This is a genomic window from Ensifer sp. ENS03 (assembly GCF_014852035.1).
GTDB lineage: Bacteria > Pseudomonadota > Alphaproteobacteria > Rhizobiales > Rhizobiaceae > Ensifer > Ensifer adhaerens.
On record NZ_JACVAV010000002.1, the window covers coordinates 942,967 to 958,197 of the forward strand.

At 63.1% G+C, this 15,231-nt stretch carries 13 protein-coding genes; 9 read left to right on the forward strand and 4 right to left on the reverse strand.

Annotated elements, in window-relative coordinates:
• Window position 1: 1 nt before the first annotated feature.
• The 3 genes from IB263_RS11360 (at window position 2) to IB263_RS11370 (ending at window position 3,222) form a co-directional block, all read left to right on the forward strand.
• Entirely contained in the window at window positions 2-1,153 is a 1,152-nt protein-coding gene (locus IB263_RS11360) for a Xaa-Pro peptidase family protein (RefSeq protein ID WP_034788744.1), read from the forward strand.
• 89 nt (window positions 1,154-1,242) lie between these two features.
• Window positions 1,243-2,082, forward strand: coding sequence for a hypothetical protein (locus tag IB263_RS11365; RefSeq protein ID WP_112975128.1), 840 nt, complete (start codon window positions 1,243-1,245; stop codon window positions 2,080-2,082).
• Window positions 2,083-2,289: 207 nt separating this feature from the next.
• Entirely contained in the window at window positions 2,290-3,222 is a 933-nt protein-coding gene (locus IB263_RS11370) for a ribose-phosphate pyrophosphokinase (protein ID WP_034788749.1), read from the forward strand.
• 72 nt (window positions 3,223-3,294) lie between these two features.
• Here the strand turns inward: IB263_RS11370 and IB263_RS11375 are convergent, their stop codons facing one another.
• Window positions 3,295-4,323 (reverse strand): aldo/keto reductase, encoded by a 1,029-nt coding sequence (locus IB263_RS11375; protein WP_192438499.1) that lies wholly within the window; start codon window positions 4,321-4,323, stop codon window positions 3,295-3,297.
• 117 nt (window positions 4,324-4,440) lie between these two features.
• Between IB263_RS11375 and IB263_RS11380 the strand changes: the two genes are divergently transcribed.
• On the forward strand, window positions 4,441-5,346 hold the full coding sequence (locus IB263_RS11380; protein ID WP_192438500.1) for a LysR family transcriptional regulator: 906 nt from the start codon (window positions 4,441-4,443) through the stop codon (window positions 5,344-5,346).
• Window positions 5,347-5,355: 9 nt separating this feature from the next.
• Here the strand turns inward: IB263_RS11380 and IB263_RS11385 are convergent, their stop codons facing one another.
• The 3 genes from IB263_RS11385 to IB263_RS11395 form a co-directional block, all read right to left on the reverse strand.
• Window positions 5,356-5,754, reverse strand: coding sequence for a DUF779 domain-containing protein (locus IB263_RS11385; protein ID WP_060581759.1), 399 nt, complete (start codon window positions 5,752-5,754; stop codon window positions 5,356-5,358).
• 157 nt (window positions 5,755-5,911) lie between these two features.
• On the reverse strand, window positions 5,912-7,420 hold the full coding sequence (gene adh, locus IB263_RS11390; protein WP_034788758.1) for an aldehyde dehydrogenase: 1,509 nt from the start codon (window positions 7,418-7,420) through the stop codon (window positions 5,912-5,914).
• Between the two features lie 356 nt (window positions 7,421-7,776).
• Entirely contained in the window at window positions 7,777-8,733 is a 957-nt protein-coding gene (locus IB263_RS11395) for a helix-turn-helix domain-containing protein (protein WP_113187217.1), read from the reverse strand.
• A gap of 249 nt (window positions 8,734-8,982) precedes the next feature.
• On the opposite strand from IB263_RS11395, the gene IB263_RS11400 reads away from it, so the two are divergent.
• The 5 genes from IB263_RS11400 to pth all read left to right on the forward strand — a co-directional run bounded on the left by IB263_RS11400 (window position 8,983) and on the right by pth (window position 15,209).
• Complete coding sequence (locus IB263_RS11400; protein WP_192438501.1) at window positions 8,983-10,164, forward strand: benzoate/H(+) symporter BenE family transporter; 1,182 nt, start codon at window positions 8,983-8,985, stop codon at window positions 10,162-10,164.
• Between the two features lie 154 nt (window positions 10,165-10,318).
• Window positions 10,319-10,927, forward strand: coding sequence for a 50S ribosomal protein L25/general stress protein Ctc (locus tag IB263_RS11405; RefSeq protein WP_034788765.1), 609 nt, complete (start codon window positions 10,319-10,321; stop codon window positions 10,925-10,927).
• A gap of 259 nt (window positions 10,928-11,186) precedes the next feature.
• The gene (locus IB263_RS11410) at window positions 11,187-13,571 is read left to right on the forward strand and encodes a bifunctional diguanylate cyclase/phosphodiesterase (RefSeq protein ID WP_192438502.1); all 2,385 of its coding nucleotides are present in this window, start codon (window positions 11,187-11,189) and stop codon (window positions 13,569-13,571) included.
• Between the two features lie 116 nt (window positions 13,572-13,687).
• Window positions 13,688-14,422, forward strand: coding sequence for an ABC transporter substrate-binding protein (locus IB263_RS11415; protein WP_034788770.1), 735 nt, complete (start codon window positions 13,688-13,690; stop codon window positions 14,420-14,422).
• 67 nt (window positions 14,423-14,489) lie between these two features.
• Window positions 14,490-15,209 (forward strand): aminoacyl-tRNA hydrolase, encoded by a 720-nt coding sequence (gene pth, locus IB263_RS11420; RefSeq protein ID WP_034789041.1) that lies wholly within the window; start codon window positions 14,490-14,492, stop codon window positions 15,207-15,209.
• Window positions 15,210-15,231: the final 22 nt, after the last annotated feature.

Genomic DNA, 15,231 nt, shown 5'->3' on the forward strand with positions numbered 1-15,231 from the left:
CATGGCGCTTCACTTTGCCCAGGAAGAATATGCAAGCCGTCTCGAGCGGCTGACGGAGAAGATGCGCGAGGAGAAGCTGGACGCGGTGCTGCTTTTCGCCCAGGAGAGCATGTACTGGCTGACCGGCTACGACACCTTCGGCTACTGCTTCTTCCAGACGCTGGTCGTCAAGAAGGACGGCTCGATGGTGCTTTTGACGCGCTCGGCCGACCTCCGCCAGGCCCGTCATACATCGAACATCGAGCGCATCGAGATCTGGGTCGACCGGGCCAATGCCGACCCGACCATGGATCTCAAGAATCTCTTGAGCGAACTCGACCTGCTCGGCTGCCGCATCGGCATCGAATACGACACCCACGGCATGACCGGCCGCGCCGCACGGCTGATCGACCGGCAGCTACAGACCTTTGGCGAGCTGATCGATGCCTCGCACCTGGTCGGCCGCCTGCGCCTGATCAAGAGCGAGGCGGAAATCGCCCATGTCGAAAAGGCCGCAAGCCTTGCCGACGACGCGCTCGATGCCGCCCTGCCCCTCATTCGTCCTGGCGGCAACGAGGCCGACATTCTGGCCGCGATGCAGGGAACGATCCTTGCCGGCGGCGGCGACTATCCGGCCAACGAGTTCATCATCGGCTCCGGCGCCGATGCGCTGCTCTGCCGCTACAAGTCCGGGCGGCGCCTGCTCGACAGCCAGGACCAGCTTACGCTGGAATGGGCCGGCGTCAGTGCCCACTATCATGCGGCGATGATGCGCACCGTCGTCATCGGCGAGCCGACCAATCGCCATCGCGAACTCTACAGCGCCTGCCGCGAAACCATCCAGGCGATCGAGATGGTGCTTCGCCCCGGCAACACCTTCGGCACCGTCTTCGACGTGCACGCCAGGATCATGGACGAACGCGGTCTTGCCCGCCACCGTCTGAACGCCTGCGGCTATTCGCTCGGCGCCCGCTTCTCCCCCTCCTGGATGGAGCAGCAGATGTTCCACCTCGGCAATCCCCAGGAGATCGAGCCGAACATGTCGCTGTTCGTGCACATGATCATTATGGATTCCGACAGCGGCACCGCCATGACGCTTGGCCAGACCTACCTCACCACGACAGACACGCCGCGCGCGCTGTCGCGTTACGGCCTGGACTTCATTTCTGCTTAGGGAAATCCGCCTAGACTTGCGTTCGTAATGGCAGACGACAGGAGACGTTTCAGGAAACTGCCGCGAAGAAACGGACGGACGGTTTGAACATGCGAAAGCTCACCACGCCCATCGTAGCTCTTGGCCTCGCCATTGCGCTCGCCGCCTGCAACAGCACCGAGATGCTGACGCCACAGGTTGACGTCGGCGGGGGAACTTTCCGCTCGCCGCCGGTGACGCAATCCGACCTCGACGCCATGTCGACGCAGACGGCGATGGCGCCGGTGCAGCGTGAATCCGTCAGCCAGACCACCGCCTATTCGCCTCAGTCGGCTCCGTCGAACACACCGACGGCCTATGCCACCGGCGACGCGACCTATACCGATCCGGCCGGCACCTTCGAGGGACAGGCAAGCCGGCTTGCCGCCGGTTCCGAGCCCGTCCAGAACACGATCGAGAGCCGCCAGGCACCGGTGGAACAGGCGCCAATACAGCACACGCCCGTTCAGCAGGCGGCGGCCGCGGCCGAAGAAATCCAGAGCCAGCCAACCGTCGCCGCATTGCCGAAGGCAAGTGCTGCCGCGAGCGGCACGATCCGCTTCCTGCCGATCATCGGCGCACCGGTCCAGGCGGTGACACCGCTTTCCAAACAACTCGGTGCCGACGCTCGCGCCCGCGGCCTGACGATCAAGGGCTCGGCGGACGCCAGCAGCGAGCATATCCTCAAAGGCTATTTCTCGGCGCTGAAGGACGGCGACAAGACGACGGTCGTTTATGTCTGGGACGTGCTCGACGGCAGCGGCAACCGCCTGCACCGCATCCAAGGACAGGATCAGGTTCCCGGCGGCGGCACGGATTTGTGGAGTGGCGTTCCGGACACAACCATGCAGGGAATTGCGACGAAAACCATCGACGCCTATCTCGAATGGCGGCAATCTCAAGCCGGTTGACACAAAGTTTTTAGGATATTGGCCTTCGCGGCGCAGCATTCCCCTTGCATTCAAGTTCAGTCTCGCTAAAAAGCGGCCGATCAGCTCTGAACGGCGGCCATCCGCAAAGAATGACCGCGATTGGAATGGCTCTCGGAATCTGCGCGGAAAACACCGCTGCCGGAAAAGTACCGGACGGTGACCGCGCCAGCTCAAGGCGGTCCGTCAATGAAGGTTTTCGCAGGTAATTCGAACCGGCTTCTGGCCGAAGCGATCTGCAACTATCTCAACCTGCCTCTCGGCAAAGCGACGGTACGCCGTTTCGCCGATCAGGAAATCTTCGTCGAGATCGGCGAAAACGTACGCGGCGAGGATGTCTTCATCATCCAGTCGACCTCGTTTCCCACCAACGATCACCTGATGGAACTGCTCATCATGATCGACGCGGTGCGCCGCTCCTCCGCTCGCCGCATCACTGCCGTGCTTCCCTATTTCGGCTATGCCCGCCAGGACCGCAAACCCGGTCCGCGCACGCCGATCTCAGCCAAGCTGGTCTCCAACCTGATCACCGAAGCCGGTGCCGACCGCGTGCTGACGCTCGATCTTCATGCCGGCCAGATCCAGGGCTTCTTCGACATCCCGACCGACAACCTCTATGCGATCCCGATCCTGGCGCGCGACGTCAAGGAAAACTACGACCTGAAGAACGTCATGGTCGTTTCGCCGGACGTCGGCGGCGTGGTACGCGCCCGTGCGCTTGCCAAGCGTCTCGACTGTCTGCTGGCGATCGTCGACAAGCGCCGCGACCGTCCGGGTGAATCCGAAGTCATGAACGTCATCGGCGACGTGAAGGGCAAGGACTGCCTGCTGATCGACGACATCGTCGATTCCGGCGGCACGCTCTGCAACGCGGCCGAGGCGCTTTTGAAGAACGGCGCGACCAGCGTCACCGCCTACATCACCCATGGCGTTCTCTCCGGCGGCGCGGTTGCCCGCGTTACCTCGTCGATGCTGAAGGAACTGGTCATCACCGACTCGATCCAGCCGACGACCGCCGTCCAGTCAGCCCACAACATCCGCGTCATCTCGACCGCGGGCCTGCTCGGCGAAGCCATCAGCCGCACGAGCCAGGAAGAGTCGGTATCGAGCCTCTTCGACTGAGGTCGTCCGGAACGCCCGAATTTCCAAATCGCCGGCGCCATACGCGCCGGCGTTTTTCGTTGCGGGACGCGGTTACTCCCCGAACGCCTGGGCCAGCGGCTGGTCGACGAGATTGTCGATGAACCAGTTGGGATAGACAGGCGCCGGCACGGTCTCGGCATCGAGCGCCGAGATCTCCGGCGCCGTCAGAGCGAGATCGGCGGCGCCAAGATTGTCCTTCAACTGGTGGGGCTTGGAAGCGCCGAGCAGCACACTGGTCACCGCCCTCTTCGAAAGCAGCCAGGCGATCGCCACCTGGGCGACACTCGCCCGATGTTCGCCGGCGATGCCGCGCATGCGCTCCACCAGCTTGAAGCCCTGCTCCTTGTCGAAGGGCAGGATGTCGAAGCCGGAATAGCGGTTGTCCGGATCGCCGAGATTGTCGCGGGTGTACTTGCCCGAAAGGAAACCCGAGGCGAGTGGGCTCCACACCGTCAGCCCCAGCCCATAGCGCTGCATCATCGGAATGACGTCACGCTCGACGTCGCGGCCGAGCAGCGAATAGTGCATCTGGCCATGGGTGAAAGGTGCCAGTCCGTTGGCCTTCTGGATTTCGAGGGCCGCTGCCACCTTCCAGGCCGACCAGTTGGAAAAGCCGATATAGCGTACCTTGCCGGAGCGCACGACCGCGTCGAGCGCTGCGAGCGTTTCCTCAAGCGGCGTATGCGGGTCTTCCTTGTGGACGATATAGGTGTCGATCCAGTCGGTTGCGAGCCGCTTCAGGCTCTCGTCAACCGACCAGAGAATGTGACGGCGCGACAGACCGGCCTGGTTGAGCGACGTGCCGGTGCGGAAACCGACCTTGGTGGCGATCACCACCTCGTCGCGACGTGATTTGAGCGCCGCACCCAGGATCCGCTCCGATTGGCCGGAGGCATAGGCGTCGGCGGTGTCGAAGAAATTGATGCCGGCATCGAGCGCCTGCCCGACGAGGGCGTCGGCAGCTTCGGCATCGGTCTTGTAGACCGCGCCGAGGCTGCGGTCGCCGGCAGTAAACGTCATCGCCCCGAAGGCGAGGCGCGAAACCACCAGACCGGTATTTCCAAGCGTCGTATATTGCATGTCGATCTCCATCCTCTGAAAGACAGGTTGCCGTTGGACAGATCATGCCGGAGTGGATTGCCGTGAAAAACCACAGCTCTCTTGATAGGCTTGGAAGAATTGCTTCATAATCAACGGATGGCGAACGACCCTTTCAACGGACTGAGAGAGTTTCTGGCGGTGGCAGAGGCAAAGAGCTTCACCGCAGCAGCGGCGACGCTCGGCGTCACGCCCAATGCCGTCAGCCAGACGATCAGGGCGCTCGAAGCCCGTCTCGGCCTCCAGCTTTTCGTGCGCACCACCCGGCGCGTTGCTCTGACCGAGGCGGGCCTCGCCTTCCTGAAGCGCGTACGTCCCGCCGCCACCGAGATCGCCGACGCCTATGAGTTGCTCGGCGATTTTCGCGACCGGCCGATGGGCAATCTCCGGCTGACCGTGCCGCGCATGGCCATCCCGCTGGTGCTGACGCCCCTCCTGCCGCGGTTTCGCCAGGCCTATCCGGACGTTTCCGTCGAAGTCTCCATCGAAGATGCGGCCGTCGATATCACTGAACACGGCTTCGATGCCGGTATGCGCATCGGCGAAGCGGTCGAGCGCGACATGATTGCCGTGCGGCTGACGCCTGACATCACGTGGGCCGTGGTCGGCTCGCCCTCCTATTTCGTCAAGCACGGGCGGCCGTCGACACCCGAGGACGTGACGCGCCACGAAGCCGTCCGCTATCGTTATCCGGGATCCGGCACGATCTACCGCTGGGAGTTCGAGCGCGAGGGGCACGACGTCTCGGTCGATGCTCCGGGCGCCCTCACCGTCAATGATTTTCAGATGCTCATGGAGATGGCGGAGGCCGGCACCGGGCTTGCCTATCTGCCGGATCTTTCGGTGCGCGACGCCGTTGCGAGCGGCCGCCTCGAACGGGTGCTCGAAGCCTATCTGCCGACGTCGCCAGGTCTGTTTATCTATTTCCCCGCCAAGGCCCAGACACAGCCAAAACTGCGGGCCTTTCTGGACCTGGCGGCAAAAGTCATGCGGGAGCGGACATAGTTCCGCAGCTCACCGTCCACGGAAAACCACGGCACAGGCCTCGCCGCCGCCAAAGAGTCGGGAGCGCGTCAGGAAACGTCTCTCCCGTCCGTTGTCGAGCGAAAACATGCCGCCCCTGCCGGGCACCACGTCGATGATCAGTTGCGTGTGTTTCCACACTTCGAACTGGCTGGCGCTGATATAGACAGGCACGCCGCCGATCTCGCCGAGCTTCACGTCATTGTCGCCGACGATGTAGTCATCGGCCGGATAACACATGGGCGACGAGCCGTCGCAGCAGCCACCGGACTGGTGAAACAGGATATCGGGGTGATCCCGCCGGATTTCGGCGATGAAGCCGAGCGCCGCATCGGTTGCAAGCACGCGGGGTTCGCCGATCCCGCTGGATCCTATGAGTTCAGTGGACATTCGCGAGCCTCACTGTTCGAGAGCATTCTGCAAAAAGCCGGCTGAGGCGCGGGTGGAGAGCACGCCTCAGCCGTTGATCGAGCGAGAGGGAAAGGAGGAGAACACCCTCCCTCCCGCTCCTGTCGCCTTCCCCAGGCGGCGGGGAAGGCAGATCCGATCAGAAGAAGCCGAGCGCCTTGGGGCTGTAGCTCACCAGCATGTTCTTGGTCTGCTGGTAGTGATCGAGCATCATCTTGTGCGTCTCGCGGCCGATGCCGGACTGCTTGTAGCCGCCGAAGGCCGCATGCGCCGGATAGGCGTGATAGCAATTGGTCCACACACGCCCGGCCTGGATCTCGCGGCCGAAGCGGTAGCAGCGATTGGCATCGCGGCTCCACACACCGGCTCCGAGGCCATAGAGCGTGTCGTTGGCGATCTCCAGCGCTTCGGCCTCGGTCTTGAAGGTGGTGACCGAAACGACAGGCCCGAAGATCTCCTCCTGGAACACGCGCATCTTGTTGTGCCCGCGGAAAACGGTCGGCTTGACGTAGAAGCCTTCCGACAGCTCGCCTTCGAGCACGTTGCGGCCGCCGCCGGTCAGCACCTCGGCGCCTTCCTGTTTGCCGATATCGATGTAGGATAGGATCTTTTCGAGCTGTTCGCTCGACGCCTGCGCGCCGATCATCGTGGCGCTGTCGAGCGGATTGCCCTGGCGGATCGCCTCGACGCGCTTTACCGCCCGTTCCATGAAGCGGTCATAGATGCTCTCCTGCACCAGTGCGCGGCTCGGGCAGGTGCAGACCTCACCCTGGTTCAGCGCGAACATGGCAAAGCCTTCGAGCGCCTTGTCGAAGTAGTCGTCGTCTTCGGCGAGCACATCGGCGAAGAAGATGTTCGGCGACTTGCCGCCGAGCTCCAGCGTCACCGGAATAAGGTTCTGGCTGGCATATTGCATGATCAGCCGCCCGGTCGTCGTCTCGCCGGTAAAGGCGATCTTGGCGATGCGTGGGCTGGTGGCGAGCGGCTTGCCGGCTTCGAGACCGAAACCATTGACGATGTTGAGCACGCCGGCCGGAAGGAGATCGCCGATCAGCTCCGCCCAGACGAGGATCGACGCCGGTGTCTGCTCGGCCGGTTTCAGCACGACGCAGTTGCCGGCCGCAAGTGCCGGCGCCAGCTTCCAGGCGGCCATCAGGATCGGGAAGTTCCAGGGGATGATCTGACCGACGACGCCGAGCGGCTCGTGGAAGTGATAGGCGACCGTGTCATGGTCAATCTCGCCGATCGAACCTTCCTGGGCGCGGATGCAGGCGGCGAAATAGCGGAAATGGTCGATGGCCAGCGGAATGTCGGCGGCCATGGTCTCGCGGATCGGCTTGCCGTTGTCGAAGGTCTCGGCCCGTGCCAGCAGTTCGAGATTGTCCTCCATCCGGCCGGCGATCTTCATCAGGATGTTGGAACGCTCGGCGGCCGAGGTGCGGCCCCATTTCTCGCGGACGGCATGGGCAGCATCGAGCGCCAACTCGATATCGGCGGCATCCGAGCGCGCCACCTGGCAAAGCACACCGCCGGTCACCGGCGTCGTATTGTCGAAGTAGCGGCCGGCCACCGGCTCGCGCCATTCCCCGCCGATGAAGTTGCCGTATTTCTGTTTGAACGGGCTTTCGACGATCTTCTGATGCAGCATGCTCATTCCTCCCTGAGACCCAGCAATGGAGCTGTGAGGAGGAGCGTGGAGCGGTTCGGTTGTCTTCGATAGTGAGGCGTGATCGCCCGCGACGCGATCTGTTTCAGAATTGAGACAGCCAAGCGCCAGCTACTGTGCTGCAACGCAGCAAACGGGAACGGACACGATCGGAAGCTGCACCTCATCCCCCTGCCGGGACCTTCTCCCCGCGAGCGGGGAGAAGGGGCAAGCGGCAGCCCCCATGTCCCAATCAACGTAGTCACCCAAGCACGAAGACCGCCGTAAGGCACGTCCCCTCTCCCCGTATGCGGCGGGGAGAGGGCTATGGTGAGGGGCAGATCGAGAATGTTGTGCGGTCAGTTGACCTGAAGCCGCTTCATCTTGCGGTAAAGCGTGGCGCGACTGATGCCGAGCAGATCGGCCGCCATGGAGACATTGCCGTTGGCGCGCGAGAGCACCCGTCGGAGCGCAGCACGCTCCGCATCGGGAAGCTCGCCGGCATCACCCGACGTATCTTCCCGCAGAAGGTCAGAGGCCGGAACTCCGGCGGCAATGCGTTTGTCGTCGAGATCCAGCCATTGCCGGGCTGCACGCGTTGCACCAAGCACGAGGTCGTCGCGGTCGACGGCGAGAAGCGCCGGCCCGGCGCGATCGACCGGGACCAGCACGATGCGCGCGCTGGCAAAGGCGCGACGGAAAAGGCCTGCCTCGATGCGCGCGGCCGCGTCGCGCACCGCCTGCGACAAGAGCGACATGGTCATTTCGGAGGCGTCCGTGCGGCAGGTGGAGATATCGATGGCCGCGGCCAACCGGCCGAGATGGTCGCGGATCGGCGCCGTGGTGCAGCTGAGGCCGATATTGCTGCTGAGGAAATGCTGGTCGCGCTGGATGACGACGGCGCGCTCGTCGGCGATCGCCGTGCCAATACCGTTGGTGCCGACGCTCGCCTCGCTCCAGACAGTTCCCGACCAGAGCCCGACATCGCGAAAATCGGCATCGTCGCCGACGGCGCCGCGGCGTTCCAACGCCACGCCCTTGTCGTCAGTCAAAAGCAGGCAGCAGCCGGCCCGGCCGACGGTGGCGAACAGCCGGTCGAGTTCACCGCCCGCTTCCAGGATCAGCTCGGCCGACCTCTGCCGGGCAAGCTCGAACTCCATGCCGGACAGTCTGAGCGGCTGACGCCCCTCCTCGGGTGCCAGCCCATGCAGCGTCATGCACCGGCGCCACGAAGCGGCGATCGGCGAACTGGCAGCCGCTGACGGCTGGTGCGCAACCTTGTAGACATAGTCCGAATGTTCCCTGACGGCAGCCATCGGCTTCCTCCCTGAAAGCGTCGTCCGGCGAAATGTCGACACGGCCGATCTCCCAAGCGAGCCGCATCCACGGGGGCCACTATAGCCGTCGTTTTCCGCGAAGGTCCAGCCAGACGAAGGTTCGAGGGCCGGCGCCCGTCAACGAGTTTGATCGGTGGATCACGCCGCCGATATCGACAGAGCGCCCGAATGTGCTACGCGAAAGGATCAAATTGCCGCGACTCAACCTCACAACAGCCGGTTGCCGCCATGCTTCGTGACTTTTCGCTCCAGAGCCTGTTCATGGGCCTGCTGATCGCCTTCGTCGGCTTCGCCAGTTCCTTTGCCGTCGTGCTGCATGGGCTCATCGGCGTCGGCGCCAGCGAAGCGCAGGCTGCCTCCGGGCTGATGGCGCTGTCGATCTCGATGGGCCTCTGCGCCATCGTCATCAGCGCCGTGACGCGGCTGCCGGTCAGCATTGCCTGGTCGACGCCGGGCGCCGCCTTGCTTGCGAGCGCGGGCATCGTCGAAGGTGGCTTTAATGCCGCTGTCGGCGCCTTTCTCGTCTGCGGCCTGCTCGTCGTCGTCGCCGGCCTCTGGAAACCGCTCGGCCGCCTGGTCTCCTCCATCCCGGCGCCGCTCGCCAATGCGATGCTGGCCGGCGTGCTGCTCAGCCTCTGTTTTGCCCCGGTCAAGGCGATCGCCTTCAATCCGCTTTTCGGCCTGCCGATCCTGCTCGCCTGGGCACTCGTCGGCAGCATCAACAAGCTCTATGCGGTGCCCGCCGCGCTGATCGCCTTCGTGCTGGTCATCACCTTCGGCGTCGAAATCCCGGCCGGCGCCTTTTCCGCCCTCTCCTCGGCGCTGGTACCGACCGTGGAATTCGTGATCCCGCAGCTCAACGTCGCGGCCATGATCAGCATCGCCCTGCCGCTCTTCATCGTCACCATGGCCTCGCAGAACATTCCCGGCATCGCCGTGCTGAAGGTCAACGACTATCACCCGGAGCCGGGACCGCTGTTTGCGACGACCGGCGTCTTTTCGATGTTGAGCGCCCCCTTCGGCGGCCATGCGGTCAATCTGGCTGCAATCACGGCTGCCATGTGCGCCGGCGGCGATTCCCATCCGGATCGCAACCGGCGCTACTGGTCGGCGATCAATGCCGGTGCCTTCTACATCCTCTTCGGCCTGCTTGCCGGCGTCGTCACGACCTTCGTCAGACTTGCGCCGTCGATTCTGATCGAGGCTGTGGCGGGCCTTGCCCTCGTCGGTGCCTTCGCCGGCTCCGCCATGGCCGCCTTTACGGACCCGAAGACCCGGGAGGCGGCCGCAATCACCTTCCTGGTGACCGCGTCCGGCGTCAGCTTCGGCGGTGTTTCCGGCGCCTTCTGGGGGCTGATTGCCGGCGGTGCCATGCTGGCGCTCGCACGTTTCACCGGTAAAAAGAGCTGAAACCGCGGCAAAGCTTGCATTTGCGGGGGATCTCGTCTATGGAGCGCCCGTCCGCGTAGACACCCTTGGAGGCAACGCGGATGAAGTCCTTGCGGCTTCAGTTCTTCCGCATGGCGGTCGAACTCTCCAGCATTAGACACAGAAAGGTCTATCCATGAGCCACGCATCCTACGAGCTCAAGGCCGAGACGCGCGAACGGGTTGGTAAGGGGTCCTCCCGTGAACTTCGTCGCAACGGTCTTATCCCGGCTGTCATCTACGGTGACAAGCAGGCCCCCCTTTCCATCGCGCTCTCCACCAAGGAAGTGACGATGAAGATCCACGCCGGCGGTTTCATGACCACCGTCGCAACCATCGACGTCAACGGCGAAAAGATCCGCGTCCTGCCGAAGGACTACCAGCTGGATCCGGTCCGTGACTTCACGATGCATGTCGACTTCCTGCGCGTCTCCAAGGACAGCCAGGTTACCGTTGCAGTTCCGGTTCACTTCGAAAACGAAGAGAAGTCCCCGGGCCTCAAGGCTGGCGGCGTTCTCAACATCGTTCGTCACGACGTCGAACTCAACGTTTCGGCAAACGACATTCCGGAATTCCTGACCGTTGACCTCTCCGGTCTCAAGGTCGGCGACGCCATCCACATCTCCAACATCAAGCTGCCGAAGGGCGCGACCCCGGTTATCACCGATCGCGACTTCACCATTGCAACGATCGTTGCACCGGCCGGTGGCGTGAAGGAAGAAGCCGAAGGCGAAGCAGAAGCCTGATTGGCCTCTGGGCGACCGGCGAAAGCCGGTCCCGCCGCACTTCATCGAAAGCCCGTCCCATTCGTTTGGGGCGGGTTTTTTGCATTGGCGGCTGCCCGCCGGCACCCGGCCGCATCGATGCCGCGCCCCACGAATTATCATGAAGCGATTTCAGCAACATTTAAGATTTTGATGATGTTCTGCTGACGGGGAAAATGGGCTTGTCTGAAGAGAATCCTGATATGAGATGGGTGGCAGCTGCTTCTGAGGCGTGCATGCGATGATGCACTCCGTGGAGAACCGGTTTATTGCGATTGTCTGCGGCGCGATGCTCGTCTTCATTGCCCCGCTGCTTGTACTCTTTCTCAGCATCTCCAGCGATCGCATTGCACGCGAGCGCCTGCACAACATCGAACTGTTGATGGCCGCGAGCGCCGAGGCGCTCGGCAAGCCCATCTGGGACTTTGACAGTGACGCCATCAAGCACATCGCCCGTTCGCTGATAAACGGCACCGACATCCTCTCCGTCACCATCCGCGACCAGTCCGGATCGATCCTCGCGCAGATGCCGCTGGGCGGCGTGTTGCCGAGCACCAAGGACCGGGTCCTCATCCTGCCCATTTCCTATCAGTCGGTCGATGGCATGAAAGAGGTCGGACGCATCGAAGTCAGGGTCCCGACGCCGGGTCTGCTGTCGCAATTCAGCAAGGACGAACTGGCGATTCTCGCCATCCTGCTTTTTGCGGTCGCGATCGTCTTTGCCGCTGCGCTCGTCGGCAATCGCTTTACGGTGATGCGCCCGCTGATGCGCCTGACCGCCGCGATCGAGGCTACGCGCCGGCTCGGGTCTCGCCACCGCGTCGACTGGACCTCCGACGACGAAATGGGCGCACTCGCCGCCAACTTCAACGAGATGCAGGACCGCCTCGAGCGCGAAGAGACCGAGCTGAAAAACGCCCATGAGCGCGTCACCGACATCTATAATCTGACGCCGGCGATGCTGTTTTCGCTGGATGTCGACGGGCGCCTGCTCGCCGTCAGCGACTATTGGCTGCTGGCGACCGGCTACAGCCGCGACGACGTCGTCGGGCGCGACTTCATCGATTTCGTCGATCCGCACTGGCACGAAACCTATCGCAGCCACGCCAAGACGATCGCCGTTGCCGATCACGCCATCCGCGAAGTGACCGTTCCCTTCCGCAAGGCGGATGGCGAAGCGATGACCGTGCTGATCCAGGAGACGAAGGCGACCGGCGAGAGCAGCCTGTCGCTCTCGGTCATGACCGACGTGACCGCACTGAAGCAGGCGGAAAGCCGCAACCACACCCAGGCGATCACCGATCACCTGACCGGCCTGTTGAACCGCCAGGGCTTCGAGGCCGCGCTCGACGAGGCGATCACCGAGGCCGACCAATGCGGCATGCAGCTCGGCTGCCTGTTCATCGACCTCGACCGCTTCAAGTGGATCAACGACAATTTCGGCCATGCCGCCGGCGACGAAGTGCTGCGCCAGACGGTCGAGCTCATACAGGCCGCCCTGCCGCCCGGCGACATCATGGCCCGGCTCGGTGGCGACGAATTCGCCATCCTGCTTTCCGATCCGAACGCCGGGAACCTTGCGGCCGATATCGGCGAGCGCATCGTCACGGCGCTGCACGAACCGATGGCGATCGCCGGCAACGAGCTTTTCGTCAGCGCCAGCGTCGGCATCGCCGTCTACCCGACTCATGCCGAAAACGCCTCCGACCTGCTGCTGAAGGCGGACATGGCGATGTATGCGCGCAAGCACGACGGCAAGAATGGCCTGCAGGTGTTCGACGCCGGCATGCTCGACGCCTCGCGCGAGCGCCACGAGATCGAGCAGTGCATCGAAGCCGGCCTGAAGGACGATCACTTCGAAGCCTGGCTGCAACCGATCGTCAGCCTCGCCGACGGGCAGATCGCCGGCTTCGAGGCGCTGATGCGCCTCAACCACCCGGAAAAGGGCCTGATGGCGCCCGGCAAGATCATCGGCATCGCCGAAGAAACCGGCATGATCGCCCGCATCGGCGACCAGATCCTTGAAAAGGCGATCCGCCATCTGGCAGCGATCTCCGAGCTCGACGGCACCCAGAACACCTATCTCGCTGTCAACTTCTCACCGCTGCAGTTCGAACTGACACTGCCGCACAAGCTCGCGGCCCTGCTTCTGAAGCATCATATCTCGCCGAGCCGGATCGTCGTCGAGATCACCGAAGCGGTGCTGATGCTCGACAATCCGGAAGTTCACTCGGTGCTGAAGCAGCTCAACGAATTCGGCTGCCGCATCGCGCTCGACGATTTCGGCACCGGCTATTCGTCGCTGAGCTATCTCAACCGTTTCCCGGTCGATATCGTCAAGGTCGACCAGTCCTTCACCCGGTCGCTGAGCTCCGGCACCGCCGATATCCGCCGCAAGAGCCGCATGCTGATCAAGGGCATCCGCACGATCTCGCACCAGATGGGCTGCACCGTCGTTGCCGAAGGCATCGAGACGAAGGAACAGTGGCAGCTGCTGCGCAAGCTCGGCGTCGATTGCGGCCAGGGCTATCTCTTCAGCCGTCCGATGCCGGTCGACCGGATGCTGGCCATGCTCGAAAGCGACTCCGAGGCAAAAGCAGCTTCCGCACCCAGCATGCGGGCATGAGTTCACCCACCTGGTTCCCTGGGGCGCGGGAGAGCTTTGGGGCCTAAGGTCGAGCACAGGCCGGGGATAGAAAGAAGGATCCGTCGCAAGGCGGACGCAGAAGAGGAGGAAAAGATGTGAAGGCGCTGATCGCAGCATTATTCCTTGGTCTTGCAACGACGGCCGAGGCTCAGACGATCAAGTTCGTCACCGAGGAGTATCCGCCTTACAACTTTTCGACCGGGGCCGGCCCGAGCGGTGCGGCCGTCGACCAGGTCAAGCTCATCATGGAGCGCCTGAAGCTGCCCTATACGATCGAGGTTCTACCCTGGGCGCGGGCTTTCATGCTGGCCGAGACCGATCCCGCCTATTGTGTTTTCACCACCGGCCACGACGCCGAGCGCGACCGAAACTTCCAGTGGGTCGAGCCGCTGCTGATCGACCACATGGTCATGGTCCGGCAGGCCGGATCCGCCATCGCGCCGGCATCGCTGGAGGACGCGCACCAATATACCGTGGGCACGCAGCGCGAGGATTTTTCGGCGTCCTATCTCAAGGAGCACCGCTTCCCCAAGATCGACTATGCGGCCAATCTCGACTCCAGCCTGAAAAAGCTGCTCGCCGGCCGGGTCGATCTTTTGATGACGTCCGAAAAGACCTTCGAAAGCATGCGCAGCGAAGGCAAACCGGTGGAGGCCGCGCTGGTGCTGGAAGGCAAGCTTTACGGCATCGCCTGCCATCGCGACTTTCCCCGCGATATCGTCGCCGCCATGCAATACGAACTCGACCGGCTGATCGGCAACGGCACCCAGGATGTGATCTTCAAGCAATATGGGCTCAAGCCCAATGCCAGCCTGCAGGCGGAGAAATAGGCGTTGACTTCCGGGGGGTGCGGTGTTTTTGGATGGCATCACCCCGAAATCATGAATGCGCAGCACCATGTTGATCATCGTAGGGCTTGGCAATCCAGGTTCGAAATACGCCGCCAACCGGCACAATATCGGCTTTATGGCGGTTGACGTCATTCACCGCCGGCACAGCTTTTCCTCCTGGTCGAAGAAGTTCAAGGCCGAGATCGCCGAGGGCGACATCGGCGGCGAGCGCGTCCTGTTGATGAAACCGCAGACCTACATGAACCTGTCCGGCGAAGCGGTCGGCGAGGCCATGCGCTTCTACAAGCTGCAGCCGAAGGACATCACCGTCATCTATGATGAACTCGACCTGCCGTCCGCCAAGGCGCGCATCAAGGTTGGCGGCGGCCATGGCGGGCATAACGGCATCAAGTCGATCGACGCCCATTGCGGCAAGGACTATCGCCGCATGCGGCTTGGCATCGGCCATCCCGGCGTCAAGGATCTGGTGCATGCCCATGTGCTCGGCGATTTCGCCAAGGCCGACCAGGCCTGGCTGGTGCCCCTGCTCGACGCCATCGCCGACAATGCCGACATGCTGGTGCGCGGCGAGGATTCCCAGCTTCTGAACAAGATCGCGCTCGCGACCGGCGGCAAGCCGGAGGCGGAAAAGGCTGAAGGCCCGAAGAAGCAGGGCGCGCAATCACATATCCGCCAGGCGCGCAATTCCGCCCAGCCGAAGAAGCTTCCGGCAACCGGCCCAATGGCCGACATGCTGAAGAAGATGTTCGGCTCGAAGAACGACTAGCTTCCCCAATCCGGAACGCGCC

Bases quoted from the DNA above. Each gene is read 5' to 3' on its own strand.
- IB263_RS11360 (WP_034788744.1), top strand. From the start codon at position 2: ATGGCGCTTCACTTTGCCCAGGAAGAATATGCAAGCCGTCTCGAGCGG.
- IB263_RS11365 (WP_112975128.1), top strand. From the start codon at position 1,243: ATGCGAAAGCTCACCACGCCCATCGTAGCTCTTGGCCTCGCCATTGCG.
- IB263_RS11370 (WP_034788749.1), top strand. From the start codon at position 2,290: ATGAAGGTTTTCGCAGGTAATTCGAACCGGCTTCTGGCCGAAGCGATC.
- IB263_RS11375 (WP_192438499.1), bottom strand. From the start codon at position 4,323: ATGCAATATACGACGCTTGGAAATACCGGTCTGGTGGTTTCGCGCCTC.
- IB263_RS11380 (WP_192438500.1), top strand. From the start codon at position 4,441: ATGGCGAACGACCCTTTCAACGGACTGAGAGAGTTTCTGGCGGTGGCA.
- IB263_RS11385 (WP_060581759.1), bottom strand. From the start codon at position 5,754: ATGTCCACTGAACTCATAGGATCCAGCGGGATCGGCGAACCCCGCGTG.
- adh (WP_034788758.1), bottom strand. From the start codon at position 7,420: ATGCTGCATCAGAAGATCGTCGAAAGCCCGTTCAAACAGAAATACGGC.
- IB263_RS11395 (WP_113187217.1), bottom strand. From the start codon at position 8,733: ATGGCTGCCGTCAGGGAACATTCGGACTATGTCTACAAGGTTGCGCAC.
- IB263_RS11400 (WP_192438501.1), top strand. From the start codon at position 8,983: ATGCTTCGTGACTTTTCGCTCCAGAGCCTGTTCATGGGCCTGCTGATC.
- IB263_RS11405 (WP_034788765.1), top strand. From the start codon at position 10,319: ATGAGCCACGCATCCTACGAGCTCAAGGCCGAGACGCGCGAACGGGTT.
- IB263_RS11410 (WP_192438502.1), top strand. From the start codon at position 11,187: ATGATGCACTCCGTGGAGAACCGGTTTATTGCGATTGTCTGCGGCGCG.
- pth (WP_034789041.1), top strand. From the start codon at position 14,490: ATGTTGATCATCGTAGGGCTTGGCAATCCAGGTTCGAAATACGCCGCC.